General features: G+C 73.7%; 10 protein-coding genes. 5 read left to right on the forward strand and 5 right to left on the reverse strand.

Translation table 11 applies throughout. The features are described 5' to 3' along the window. Window positions 1–20: 20 nt before the first annotated feature. Window positions 21–482: a GNAT family N-acetyltransferase gene (locus tag PUR56_RS36535; protein WP_329952118.1), complete on the forward strand. Its 462-nt coding sequence runs from the start codon at window positions 21–23 to the stop codon at window positions 480–482. On the opposite strand, the gene PUR56_RS36540 is transcribed toward PUR56_RS36535, so the two are convergent. From PUR56_RS36540 to PUR56_RS36560, 5 genes are all read right to left on the reverse strand, one after another. Beyond that, the gene (locus tag PUR56_RS36540; RefSeq protein ID WP_329952119.1) at window positions 461–1,324 is read right to left on the reverse strand and encodes a DUF3592 domain-containing protein; all 864 of its coding nucleotides are present in this window, start codon (window positions 1,322–1,324) and stop codon (window positions 461–463) included. The genes PUR56_RS36535 and PUR56_RS36540 overlap by 22 nt on opposite strands. Window positions 1,325–1,420: 96 nt before the next feature. After that, a complete protein-coding gene (locus PUR56_RS36545; RefSeq protein WP_329952120.1) occupies window positions 1,421–2,329 on the reverse strand; it encodes an SHOCT domain-containing protein in 909 nt (302 codons plus the stop codon). A gap of 55 nt (window positions 2,330–2,384) precedes the next feature. Continuing rightward, window positions 2,385–3,467 (reverse strand): polysaccharide deacetylase family protein, encoded by a 1,083-nt coding sequence (locus tag PUR56_RS36550; protein ID WP_329952121.1) that lies wholly within the window; start codon window positions 3,465–3,467, stop codon window positions 2,385–2,387. Window positions 3,468–3,685: 218 nt separating this feature from the next. Continuing rightward, entirely contained in the window at window positions 3,686–4,579 is an 894-nt protein-coding gene (locus tag PUR56_RS36555) for a phosphotransferase enzyme family protein (RefSeq protein ID WP_329952122.1), read from the reverse strand. A 189-nt stretch (window positions 4,580–4,768) separates the two neighbouring features. Beyond that, window positions 4,769–7,018, reverse strand: a complete 2,250-nt coding sequence (locus PUR56_RS36560; protein WP_443034614.1) for an MMPL family transporter — start codon at window positions 7,016–7,018, stop codon at window positions 4,769–4,771. A gap of 551 nt (window positions 7,019–7,569) precedes the next feature. Here PUR56_RS36560 and PUR56_RS36565 point away from each other — a divergent pair. The 4 genes from PUR56_RS36565 (at window position 7,570) to PUR56_RS36580 (ending at window position 13,332) form a co-directional block, all read left to right on the forward strand. Continuing rightward, entirely contained in the window at window positions 7,570–9,747 is a 2,178-nt protein-coding gene (locus PUR56_RS36565; RefSeq protein ID WP_329881898.1) for an MMPL family transporter, read from the forward strand. Window positions 9,748–10,108: 361 nt separating this feature from the next. Next, window positions 10,109–10,312: a cold-shock protein gene (locus PUR56_RS36570; RefSeq protein WP_329881899.1), complete on the forward strand. Its 204-nt coding sequence runs from the start codon at window positions 10,109–10,111 to the stop codon at window positions 10,310–10,312. Window positions 10,313–10,471: 159 nt separating this feature from the next. Then, on the forward strand, window positions 10,472–12,169 hold the full coding sequence (locus PUR56_RS36575; RefSeq protein ID WP_329952124.1) for a DEAD/DEAH box helicase: 1,698 nt from the start codon (window positions 10,472–10,474) through the stop codon (window positions 12,167–12,169). 404 nt (window positions 12,170–12,573) lie between these two features. Further along, entirely contained in the window at window positions 12,574–13,332 is a 759-nt protein-coding gene (locus tag PUR56_RS36580) for a ricin-type beta-trefoil lectin domain protein (RefSeq protein WP_329952125.1), read from the forward strand. The last annotated feature ends 10 nt before the right edge of the window (window positions 13,333–13,342 follow it).

The following is a 13,342-nucleotide window of genomic DNA, read 5'->3' on the forward strand; positions in this document are numbered from 1 at the left end:
CCGTCTGCGACACTGCCGCAATGATCATCAGACTGGCCGAGCACGACCTCCCCGCCTTCCTCGGGCTCGCGGCCGAGGTGGAGGAGTGGTTCGGACCGATGGTGGCCGAGCCCGGGTTCCACCGGGCGGTGGCCGGGCACACCGAGCGCGGGCTCGCGCTGGTCGCCGACGGCCCGGACGGCCCGCTCGGCGGGCTGCTCTTCGGGACCGGCCCGGACGGCCACCACCACCTGCACTGGCTGGTGGTGGCCGAGCGGGCCCGGGGGACGGGCGTCGGGCGGGCCCTGGTCGACGACGCGCTGCGGCGGTACGTCCGCGGCCCCGCGACGGTGGAGGTGATCACCTTCGGCGCCGACCACCCGGGTGCGGTGGCCAGTGGCGCCAGGGTCTTCTACGAGCGGCTCGGCTTCGCCCCGGGCGGGCCCGCCGCGCCGGGGCCGGAGGGCGGCTCGCGACAGGTCTACCGGCTCGCCGTGGAGTAGCCGGCCTCCGGCGCGGGAGCGAGGAGGCGCGCCTTGGCGTGGGCGAACTCGGCGCCGTCCAGGAGGCCCTCCCGGTGCAGCACGGCCACTCGCTCCAGCTCCCGGGCGAGGACGGAGACGGCGTCGCCGGACTGCTCGTCGGGCGGGCGGACGGCGATCTCGGCACCGTCTGGGTGCCGCGGGTCGTAGCGGACGGTCACCCGGTCGCCGACCCGGGGCAGCGCGTAGGCCGGGAACGCCCCCGGCTGGGTGGTCGCGCGCTCCTCGCCGTCGAGGGTGCGGTACTTCACGGTGAGCCGCAGACCGACCCGGCGAGGAGCGGGGGCGGCCGCCTCCGCGAGCGCGGTGACGGTGCCGGCGACGGTGACGCCGTGGTCGGCCAGTCGTCGGGCGAGGGCCCGTGCCCGGCGGTGCACCGCGGTCTCGCGGGCCACCCGCCGTTCCGCGGGGACGCCCGCCAGGAGGGCGATCAGGGCAAACGCACCGATCGGGACCAGGAGCCAGGGGCGAGGGGCCCCGTCGGCGCCGTAGGCGCCCACCAGGGTGAGCAGGAGCCAGACCGGGATGATCAGGCCGCCCGACATGCGGTGGCAGCGGTCGTCCTCGTCGGCGTTGTTGGCCAGGGCAGCCGCGCAGACCATCGAGAGCAGCCAGCACACCAGGCCGCAGGTGATCTCCAGCACCATGGCGTTGGCGTCGCAGCCCGTCTCCCGGCCGCAGGGGTCGGCGGCGGGCACCCGCACCAGCCCGGCGGTGCCGAGCCGACCGGCCGCCACGGCGAGGCCGCACAGGAGGACGAGGGCCAGCAGACGGGGTCCGGTGATCCGGCGCTCTGTCGTCATGCGCGGACGGTAGTGCCGTTCGACCGTCCCCGGGGTGAACCGGGGCGGCCCGCGGGGGAAGACCCGGGTGAACGGGAGGCGTCGGCGGTGCGGCGTCTACGGCAGGGCGGGCCGGCGGTCCTCGGGGGCGCGTCCGAGCAGCTGGGCCTTGGCCAGGGCGAACTCGACCTCGTCCAGGGCCCCTTGACGGTGCAGGGCGGCGAGGCGCTCCAGGCCGTCCACGATCTCCGGCGGTGCGGCTCCGGGGGTGGTGGTGGGGACGGCGTCGTCGGGGCCGGGGTCCGTGACGGTGGCCCGGGCCACCGACGGGTCGGCCGGGTCGTAGCGGACCTCGGCGGGGCTGCCGCGGCGCGGGCCCCCGGGGGCGGGGAAGGCGCCGGTCACGGTGGTGGTGCGGACGGTGCCGTCCGCGGTGGTGAACTCGACGGTCAGCCGAAGGACGGGGGCGCCGTCGTGAGTGCTGCCGTCACCGGCGACGCCCACCACCGTGCCGGTGACGGTGACACCGGACCCGGCCAGCCTGCGCTCCTGTCCGGCGGTGCGGAGCTGCTCCGTCCGCGTGGTGCGCCACCGCCGGGCGCCGAAGCGGTCGAGTCCGATCGTGGCCAGCGCGAGCGGGGCGACCGGGGCGAGCAGCCACGGGTGGAAGGTGTTGTCGGCGAAGGAGGCGCCGACCAGACCGAGGGCGACGCAGCCGAGCAGGACGCCGCGGTCGGAGGTGGCCGAGTCGCCGTCCAGCGGACCGTCCCCGTGCGCGGTGGTGGCGGTGCCCACCAGGGCTGCCAGCCAGCCCAGGAGGCCACCGGCGAGGTGGACGGCGATGTCGAGGCCGCCGCAGGACCGTTCGGGCCCGCAGGCGTCCTCGACGAAGGCCCGGACGAAGCCGGTGCCGGTGATCCAGCCGGCCGCCGCGACGGGGGCGGCGAGCGCGAGCAGTCCGAGGACCCGACCGGTACTCAGGCGTGGTCCGAGCGGTCCGAGTTCCGTGGGGTGATCGGTGGCCATGGGCCGGATTCTAGGGGGCGCGGGTGACGGGACGGACGGTGCCCGGGTGACCGGATCAGCTCGCCGGGACGTCGAAGCGGTAACCCTGGGCCACCAGCCAGGGCAGCAGTTGCCGGAGCGCGGCGACGGTCTGGCTGCGGTCGCCGCCGCCGTCGTGGAGCAGGACGACGCCGCCCGGCCTGAGCCCGGTCCGGACGGCCGAGACGATCGCGGCCGTGCCGGGGCGGGACCAGTCGCGCGGGTCGACCGACCAGCCGAGCGGTCGCAGGCCGTTGTCCGCGGCGATCCGCCGGTTGTCCTCGGTGAACGCGCCGCCGGGGGCGCGGAACCAGCCCACCGTGGAGCCCGGGCCGCCGGCCCGGACGATCATGGCCTCGGCGTCGGTGATCTGACGGACCGCCCGGTCGTGCGGGAGGGCGGCGAACGGCTGCGGGTGGTCGACGCTGTGGTCGCAGAGCCGGTGGCCGGCCGCCACGATCCGCCGGACGGTGGCCGGATCGGCGGCGGCCTGCTTGCCGACCAGGCAGAACGTGGCCTTGGCGTGGTACTGGGCGAGCAGGTCCAGGACCTGGCCGGTGGCCGGGCCGGGGCCGTCGTCGAAGGTGAGCGCGACCGTCCGGCCGCCGGACGCGGTGGAGCTGACGATCGCGGTGGAGACCCCGGTGGACGGCGCCGGGGGCGCCGGAGTCCTGGGCGCGGTGGTGGTGGGGGACGGCGCCGGTGCGGGGGGTGTCGTCGGCCTCGCGGTCGGGGGGCGGGGGGTGGTGGGCTTCGGGGCGGGCGTGCGGGTGGGCGGTGACGTGACCGGCGGGGTGGCCGGGGCGGAGCCGGACACGGGAGGGCCGGACACCGGAGGGCCGGACGACGGCGACCCGGACGGCGGAGGCGCGGACGCCGATGGCCCGGGCGACGGCGGTCCGGACGGCGGTGGCGCGGACGGCGACGCGGGGGCGGTCGGTACCGGGCCCGTCGGCGAGGAGGGTGCGGCGGTGGTCGTGCCCGGTTCGGGCCGGAGCGCGCCGTTGGCGGTGCCGCAGGCGGCGAGCGCCAGCGAGGCGACGAGCGCGGCGCAGCCCGTGGCGAGTCGGCGGCGCCGGGCGGAGGACGAGGGGCGCGGCGGGGCGGAGTGCTGCGGCATGGCGGCGGCTCCTGAGGTGCGGAGGCGGATGCCGATCCTCGGTCGGGATGACTGTCGGATAAGACGCCGATGGCATCGACCCGGTTGCGCCCTCCTCGGGGGACACCCCGCCCCGACGGCCCTTCAGGGCCGCCGCCATGCGCGGTCCGCCGCACCCCCGCCCGTGCCCCTGCCCGCACCCCCGCCCGCCGGACCGGCCCGCCGCACCGGCCGCAGGGTCAGAACGGGTACCAGCGCACCTCCGTCGCCCCCGAGCGCAGCGAGTCCACCCGCCGCCGGAACTCGGCGAGCGCGGCCGGGTTGCCCGGCACCTGCTGGGCGACCCAGGAGGCGCTCGCCGTCTCGCGGGCCCCGCGCAGCACCGTGAAGCCGGACCACTCGCGCACGTCCCAGCCGTACGCGTCGGTGAATGCCCGGTACTCCCCGGCGGGGACGCCGTAGCGGTCGTGGCTGAGCGCCAGGACCACCAGGTCGTGCTCACGCAGGTCGCGCGAGACGGTCTCCAGGTCGAGCAGGACGGGTCCGTCCGGCCCGATGTGGACGTTGCGCGGCAACGCGTCGCCGTGGATCACCCCGGTCGGCAGGTGCGGGTGGAGGTCGGGCAGGGCCGCGGCGAAGGTGTCCCGGCGGTGGCGCAGGAAGTCCACGTCGGCCGGGTCGACGTGGCCCTCGGCGGAGGCGAGCCAGCGTTCGACGGGGGCGAGCAGGTCGCGCCGGGCGAGCCGGAACGGCGGGTCGGGCAGCAGGTGCAGGGCGGTCAGCAGCGGGGCGAGGTCGGCCGGGCGGGCGGGCCGCCCGGCGGGCGGGAGCCGGTGCCAGAAGGTGACGGGGTGCCCGAGGGTGTGCCGCGGTTCGGCGGGCAGCGCGTCGTACGGGCGGACCACGGGGATGCCCCGGCCGGCCAGCCAGTCGGCGACGGCGAGTTCACGGCGGGTGCGCTCGGCCAGTTCGGGGCCGCGCCCGACCTTGGCGACCACGGCCGGGTCGCCGAGGTCGAAGACGGCGTTCTCGCCGAGCGCGAGCAGCCGCGCGCCGTCGGGCGCGGGAAGGCCGGCGGACTCGCAGGCGCGGGCGAGGATCAGCCGGGCCCGGCTCTCGTCGAAGGGGAGCATGGGGGTCCGTTCCGTGGTGGCGGTCGGGGCCCGCCTTCGTCCTGCGGCCTGCCGGGCTCCGGACGGACGGCGGGGGCGTGCGGGCGGGGGTGAGGGCGGGCTCCGGGGGGAGACGGCGATCATTCTGGCAAAGAGGTGCCGGGCCCCGCGTGTCGCGGGGCCCGGCGGGTGTGAGGTCGGAGGGGAAGGTCAGACCTCGATCCGGCGGTGCCGGGCCTGGAGGGCCGGCTCGGGGGCCGGCGGGGCGATCGTCGCGGCGGGGGCGCCGACCGGCGGGAAGGTCTCGCCGTGCGAGAGGTTCGGCAGCCGGCCGAGCCAGCGGGGCAGGTACCAGTTGTGGTCCCCGAGCAGGGTCATCACCGCGGGCAGCAGGACCGCGCGGATGATCGTCGCGTCGATCAGCACCGCGACCGCGAGGCCGACGCCCATCTGCTTCATCGCCTGCATGGAGAGGGTGCCGAAGACCCCGAACACCGCCACCATGATCACCGCGGCGCTGGTGACCACCCCGGCCGTGGAGCGGATGCCGTGCGCGACGGCGGCCCGGGTCGGCATGCCCCGGTCGTGGCCCTCCTTGATCCGGGAGACCACGAAGACGTGGTAGTCCATCGAGAGGCCGAAGAGGATCACGAAGAGGAAGAGCGGCACCCAGGACTCGACCGCGCCGACCCCGGCGGTGCCGAGCAGCGAGGCGCCGACACCGTGCTGGAAGACCAGGGTGAGCACGCCGTACGCGGCGCCGACCGAGAGCAGGTTGAGCACCACGGCGGTGCCGGCGACGGCCAGCGAGCGGAACGAGGTCAGCATCAGGAGGAAGGCGAAGGCCACCACGAAGCCGAACACCAGCGGCATCGAGCCGGTCATCTTGGCGTTGAAGTCGTACGAGCCGGCGGTGCGACCGGTGACCGGGGCCTCGGTGCCGGGCACCTTGAGGACGGTGGAGGGCACCAGGTCCTCGCGGAGGGCCTTCAGCGCGCCGTTGCTGACGTCGTCGTTGCCGGTGCCGTTGAGCGGTATGTCGACGGTGGCGACGTTCTGCTCGGCGTGGACGGTGACGTCCACCGGACCGTGCATCCGGCCGCTGGCCAGGGCCTTCGCCTTGAGGTCGGCGATCGCCGCGGTCATCGCGGGGGAGTCGATGTCGGTGGACTTGATGACCACGGAGGCGGGGGCCGGGCTGCCGGGGAAGGCGGCCTCGATCTTCTGCGAGACGGCGACCAGCCGGTTGCCCTCGGGCAGCTGCTGCTGGAACGTGAGGTTGGCGGTGTGCATGGTGAGCATGGGCGCGGACAGGCCGAGCAGGACGGCGCCGGCGAGGACGGTGGCGGCCAGCGGGCGGCGCAGCACGGGGGTGAGGACGGCGTTCCAGAACCGGCCGCCGGTGGTGGCGGCGTCGGCGCGGCGGAGCTTGCGGAGGAAGGGGACACGGCCCTTGTCGACCCGGTCGCCGAGCATGGACAGCAGGGCGGGCAGCACGGTGAGCGAGCCGAGCACCGCGGTGACGACGACCACGATGGTGGCGTAGGCCATGGCCTGGAACTCGGCGATTCCGGTGAGGAACATGCCGGCCATGGCGACCACCACGGTGACGCCGGAGACCAGGACGGCCCGGCCGCTGGTGGCGGCGGCGACCTTCAGCGCCGTGTCCAGGTCGCGGCCGGCGGCCCGCTCCTCGCGCTCGCGGCGCAGGTAGAACAGGCAGTAGTCGACGCCGACGGCGAGGCCGACGAGGAGCATCACGGAGCTGGCGTTGTTGCTGGTGTGGAGGAACCCGCTGCTGAGGGCGACCAGCCCGCCGGCCGCGACGAAGGCGGTGATGGCGAGGACCACGGGGAGGACGGCGGCGACCAGCGCGCCGAAGGCGATCAGCAGGATGCCGAGGGCGAGCGGGACGGCCGTCCACTCGGCGCGGGCGAAGTCGTCGGCGAACTGCTGGTCGATCCACTTGCCGGAGCTGGCGTCGCCGAGTTCGACCACGGTGAGGTCGGGGTGCTGCTTCTGCACGGCGGCGACGGCGTCCACCACGGCGGTGACGTTCTCGACCGCCTCGTCGTGATCGCCCTTCACGGTGAGCTGGACGAGGACGGAGTGGCCGTCCGCGGAGATCGCCCGGGTGTCGTACGGGGAGCGGATGCCGTCGGCCTTGCCGGTGCCGTCGACGCCCTTGATCACCTGCTCGACGGTGGTCCTGAAGGCGGGGGCCTCGGAGGTCAGGGTGGCGCTCTGGATCAGCACGGTCTCGCTCGCCGGGGACTTGAGTCCGGCGTCGTCGAGGATCTTGGCGGCCCGGGAGACCTGGCCGGGCATCGCCTCGGACTCCTTGACCTGGGTGCTTCCGTGCAGGCCGCCGAGGAACGCGGCGGCGACGACGAAGATCAGCCAGCCGAAGACGGCCGTCTTTCTGTGCCGGGCGCTCCATGCGCCCATCGCGGCGGCCATGCCGAGCTTGGTCTTCACGAGGTCCCCCTGGGAGAGCGGCCGGAGCCCCGGTGAGCGGGTGCGGCCGGTGGTACGGCGGTGGTCGGCCGCCGGGAGCGGAGGCCGGCTGCGGATCCGGCGTCGCAATCGACCTTAGGGAGAAGGAGGTTGACGGAGTATCCGGCTGGCGGGGGAGTTCCCCCTGTGGTCTTCCTCGGGGGAGGGGTGGGGTTTTCCCTACCAGGGAACCCTGACTTCTCCTCCCTGCGGGAGGGTAAAAAGTCCACCCTGAGGGGGATCGGTCTCCACCCGGAGCACGAGGTCACGGGTGTCGTACGCGCGCGAAGATGGGTGCGGCCTCCGTACGGCGGCCTCAGGGGGATCGGCTACAGGGTTACGGGGGTTGCTTGCCGGCCGGCAAGCAAGCGGTCGTAGGATGATGTTCCCTGAATACTTACCTGCCGACCGGCTAGGTGCTGTGCCCCTGCACGGCCCGGGCCGGTCTCGATCCGTCGCCCGGCGTCCCGTCCCCCAAGGGCTGCGGTGAACCATGCCCAGGAGGCATCACGAGCATGTTCCACCGACTAGGACATTTCGTCGTCCGTCGCGCCTGGTGGGTGATCGCGGCGTGGGTCATCGCGATGATCGCCATCGCCGCATCGGCCCCGAAGATCACCGCGCAGACCGACGAGGCCTCGTTCCTTCCCAAGCACTACGAGTCGATCCAGGCCTCGGTGCTCCAGGAGAAGGCGTTCCCGGCCAACTTCACGCCGTCCGCACTCGCGCTCTTCGAGCGCAACGACGGTGCCCCGATGGACGCGTCCGACAAGGACGCCATGGCCAAGATCGTCCAGGGTCTCACCGACAAGAAGATCGAGCACGTCGAGAAGATCGTCCCGGCGAGCGAGCAGTCGACCTCCAAGGACGGCAAGTACGCGCTCGCCCCGATCGCCATCGACAAGGCCACCCAGCAGTCCGACGAGTTCGGCGAGGCCGCCAAGAAGCTCCGGGACGAGGGCAAGTCCCTCACCTCCGGGACCAACCTCAAGTTCCAGCTCGGCGGCGCAGCCGCCCAGGCGCTGGACCAGAAGGAGTCCTCCGGAGCCGCCGACGCCGTGATCGCGCTGGCCACCCTGGTGCTGGTCGTGATCATCGTCGGGATCATCTTCCGCAGCGTCCTCGCCGGACTGCTGCCGATCGTGGTCTCGCTGATCATCGCCATGCCGGCGGCCAACGGCCTGATCGCCTACGCCACCAAGGCGTTCAAACTGGAGAGCACACCGGTCCTGTCGGCGATCCTGATCGTCGTGGTGCTCGGTGTCGGCACCGACTACTTCCTGTTCCTGGCGTTCCGCTACCGCGAGCGGCTGCGCGCCGGTGACGACCGCAAGGAAGCCGTCGCCAACGCGGTCGGCCGGGTCGGCGAGGCCATCGCCTCCGCGGCCGGCGCGGTCACCGTCGCCTTCGCGGTGCTGATCCTCTCCAGCCTCGGCATGTTCAAGGCGCTCGGCCCGGCCCTGGCCATCGCCGTCGTCGTCACCGCGTTCGCCTCGCTCACCCTGGCCCCGGCCCTGCTCGCCGTCATCCCGGCGCGCGCGGTCTTCTGGCCCGGCAAGAAGTGGATGAACGAGCCCAAGGACGCCCGCTTCCTCGCCCTCGGCCGCCTGGTGCAGAAGCGCCCCGCCCTGGTCGCCGTGGCCTCCGGCGGCGTGCTGCTGGCCCTCTCGGCCGGCGCCCTCGGCTACAACGGCACCTTCGACCTCGCGGGCAGCTCCATGCCCAAGGACAAGGAGTCGATGGTCGTCCAGGACAAGCTGGTCAACGGCTTCTCGGCCGGCGCCGCCGACCCGAGCCACGTCTACCTGACCACCACCGGCGGCGGCAAGCTCGACGCGGGTGCGTTCGAGGGCTTCGCCGCCAAGCTCGGCGGCGTTCCCGGCGTGGCCACCGCCGCGTCGAAGCCCCAGCTCAGCGAGGACGGCGCCACCGCCGACTTCACCGTGCTGCTCAAGAACGAGCCGTCCAGCAACGAGGCGATAGACACCCTCACGAAGCTGCGCGAGGTCGCCCACGCGCAGGCGCCGGGCGGCACCGAGACCAAGGTCGGCGGCCTGACCGCCGTCTACAAGGACATCAACCTGGCGATGAGCCACGACTACAAGCTGGTGTTCCCGATCGCAGGTCTGCTGATCCTGCTGATCCTCGGGCTCCAACTGCGCAGCGTGGTCGCCCCCTGGTACCTGATGGCCTCGGTGGGCCTCGGCTTCACCGCCACCCTCGGGTCCTCGACCCTGCTCTTCCAGAACATCAAGGGCGAGCACGGCATCATGTTCATGCTGCCGATCCTGATCTACCTCTTCGTGGTGGCGATCGGGACCGACTACAACATCCTGATCATCGCCCGTCTGCGCGAGGAGGCCCGCGAGGGCCGCTCCCCGCGCGAGGCGGCCCGGGAGGCGCTGCGCCACGGCGGTCCGACCGTCGCGGCGGCCGGCTTCATCCTGGCGGCGTCGTTCGGGACGTTCATGCTCGCGGGCAACATCTTCATGCTGGAGTTCGGCTTCGCGATGGCCTTCGGCATCATCCTGGCGGCCTTCGTGATGGCGATGTTCTTCACCCCGGCGCTCACCGCGCTGATCGGCCGGGCGGCCTGGTGGCCCGGCCACGGCGACGCCCCGGGCGCCGGCCACGCCCCCGTGGGCGGCGCGCAGGACGCGCACGGACTGCCGGAGGCGGCCGGGCGCCGCTGACCGACCGGTCACCCGGCGGGTACGGCGCAGCACGTACGGCGTATCCGCCACCACGCACCACGCACGCGCACACGGCGCCCGCTCCGGCGGGCGCCGTGTGCGCTTTTCGCCGCCGGGTTGCCCCTATCCCGAGGGCTGCAAACGTGATCTGCAGAGCAGAAAATCCCCGGTCAATCGGGGTGCGGCCGTGCTACAGTCGAACCAGTTGCAGTTTTGGTTCCCATGAACGCTTGTGTGCGCCTGCTGGTTCCAACCAACAGGCGCATTTGTTTTGTCCGGTGTTTCAGCCTCCGGATGGGGATCGCGGCTACACGGGGTCCACGAGGTGTGGGCTCCGATGCCCCAGTTAGAGGAGACGGTTATGGCTACCGGCACCGTGAAGTGGTTCAACAGCGAAAAGGGCTTCGGCTTCATCGAGCAGGAGACCGGCGGCCCGGACGTGTTCGCCCACTACTCGAACATCAGCGCCCAGGGCTTCCGCGAGCTGGTCGAGGGTCAGAAGGTCGAGTTCGACGTGACCCAGGGCCAGAAGGGCCCGCAGGCCGAGAACATCCGCGTCATCTGAGTCCGGCTTCCGAGCTGACTCGCGATCTCGCGTAGCGAGGGCCCGTACCGCACGGTGCGGGCCCTCGTCCATGCCGCCGAACGGCCGGGGCGGCGCACTCCTTTCCCGACGGCCGGGCAGCCCTTTGAACGGGGCTGTTGACCGACGGATGGAGAAACCGTGACCACCCCTGCCCAGCCGCCCCGCGACGGCGGTCGCACCCGCAAGCCCCGCACCACCCGCACCGGCGGTGCCCCGCGCGCCGGCGCGCCCCGCACCGAGGGCGCCCGTTCCGGCGCCCCCCGCGGCGGTGCCCCCCGCACCCCTCGCCGCAACGCGCCCCGCGTCGCCGAGGCCGCCGACTTCACCGTCGTCGAGGGCACCCCGGCCCGGCCCCCGGCGGCGAGCTTCGCCGAGCTGGAGCTCCCCAAGGGCATCCTGAGCGCGCTCACCCGCGAGGGCGTCATCGAGCCGTTCCCGATCCAGGCGGCCACCCTGCCCGACTCGATCGCCGGCCGCGACGTGCTCGGCCGCGGCCGTACCGGCTCCGGCAAGACCCTGGCCTTCGGCCTGCCGGTCCTCGCCCGCACCGCCGGCAAGCGCGCCGACGCCCGCCACCCGCTGGCGCTCGTGCTGACGCCCACCCGCGAGCTGGCCCAGCAGGTGACCGAGGCGCTCACGCCGTACGCCACCGCCGTCAACCTGCGGATCGCCACCGTCGTCGGCGGTATGTCGATCACCCGGCAGGCCAACGCCGTCCGGCGCGGCGCCGAGGTGCTGGTCGCCACCCCCGGCCGGCTGGACGACCTGATCGGCCGCGGGGACGTCAACCTCTCCGACGTCGCGATCACCGTGCTGGACGAGGCCGACCAGATGGCCGACATGGGCTTCCTGCCGCAGGTCACCAAGCTGCTGGAGCAGGTCGCCGAGGGCGGGCAGCGGATGCTGTTCTCCGCCACCCTGGACCGCAACGTCGACCGCCTGGTCAAGCGCTTCCTGACCGACCCGGTCACCCACTCGGTGGACCCCTCGGCCGGTGCCGTCACCACCATGGACCACCACCTGCTGCAGCTGGAGCAGGCCGACAAGGCCTCCGCCGCCGCCCACATCGCCTCCCGCGACGGGCGCGTGATCATGTTCGTGCACACCAAGCACGGCGCGGACCGGCTCGCCAAGCAGCTGCTCGCCACGGGTGTGAAGGCCGCGGCCCTGCACGGCGGCAAGTCCCAGCCGCAGCGCAACCGGGTGCTCGACCAGTTCCGTGACGGTCACATCACCGCGCTGATCGCCACCAACGTCGCCGCCCGCGGCATCCACATCGAGGGCCTCGACCTGGTCGTCAACATCGACCCGCCGATCGACCACAAGGACTACCTGCACCGCGGGGGCCGCACCGCCCGGGCCGGCGAGTCCGGCACCGTGGTCACCCTCGTGCTGCCCGACCAGCGCCGCGAGGTCAACCGGCTGATGACGGTGGCCGGCATCCGCCCGACCACCACCAGGATCCGTCCCGGTGACGCCGAGCTGACCCGGATCACCGGCGCCCGTACCCCCAGTGGCGTCCCGGTCACCCTGGCGGTGCCCGCCCCGGCTGCCGCCCCGGCGGCCGAGGGCAAGTCATCCGCCCCGCGCCGTCGCCCCGGCAAGCGCTCCGCGCTGCCCGCCGACGTCGACATGAACGGCAACCCGCGCCGCCCCCGTCCGAAGCAGCGGCTCGGTGCCGGAGGTTCCGGCAGCGGCCAGGGCGGCCAGGGCGGCGGCGGTTCCCGCCAGGCGGCCGGATTCATCGGCCGCTCCTCCGGCCGTGCCAAGCCCGGCAGCGGCGCCAAGTCCGGCTCCAACTACGGCACCGGCCGCCAGCGCCGCCAGGCCGACTGAGCGACTCGACCGTGAACGGCCCGGCTCCCCCGGTGAACGGGGGAGCCGGGCCGTCCGGCGTTGCCCCCGCTGACGCGGTGCGGGCGGTGACTGCCGACGTGGCACGTGCGTACCCGGGGGTGGTGGCGGGTGCGGGGCGGGTGCTTTCCGGACGGATCGGCCGGTCCGGTGGGCGCGGTCCGGTGGCGGGTCCGGCTCCTCGCGGGTGCTGGTCCCGGGTGGTTCGTCCACCCGTGACCGGGGCCGCTCCGTGGACGGAGGGTTGGCGGATATCGGACGGCGGTCATTGACGGCCGTCCGGTATCCGCTGAGGCTTTCACGCTACCCGCACAACTGGCGCACCGTCACCACACGGCTGCCGCCGGCGGGTTGACCGGCCCACCCGTCTCCGGAAGGACCTTCCGATGCGCCGTACCGCCGCCCTGTTCAGCACCGTTCTGCTCGGAGCCGCCGCCGCGATCGTCGCGCCGGCCGCCACCGCGCAGGCCGCACCCACCGCGCAGGCCGCGCAGGCCGGTGCGGAGGTGCTCGCCGGGACCTGCTACGCCTACACCTCCGGCTGGAACGCGTACGGCCAGTGTTCCGGCATCGACCCGCTGCAGACCTGGTACATCACGGCCACCTGTCAGTACCTCTCCAACGGCCACCCCTTCAACCGGTTCGTCAGCAGCTACAGCTGGGTCGGCGACGGCTCCGTCTCGCTGTCGTGCAACGTCAACGAGACCGCGATGGCGGCCGGTGTGATCGCCGGCCCCAAGCTCCCGCCGCAGCCGGCCGGCCCGATCGGTCAGATCTCCGGGTACGCCGGCAAGTGCGTGGACGTGAAGGGCGCGAGCAGCGCCGACCGCACTCCCGTCCAGATCTACGACTGCAACGGCACCAACGCCCAGCAGTGGAAGATCGCCGTCGACGGCACCGTCCGGGCGCTCAACAAGTGCCTGGACGTCACCGGCGCCGCGACGGCCAACGGCACCAAGGTGCAGCTGTTCACCTGCAACGGCACCGGCGCCCAGCAGTGGCAGGTCCGGGCCGACGGTTCGATCCTCAACCCGCAGTCCGGCCGCTGCCTGGACAACCTGGGCTTCGTCGCCACCAACGGCAACCAGCTCGGCATCTGGGACTGCAACGGCGCGGACAACCAGATCTGGCACGTCCCCGCCTGACCGGGCGCCC

The sequence above is a fragment of the Streptomyces sp. BE303 genome, assembly GCF_036290945.1.
Classification (GTDB): domain Bacteria; phylum Actinomycetota; class Actinomycetes; order Streptomycetales; family Streptomycetaceae; genus Kitasatospora.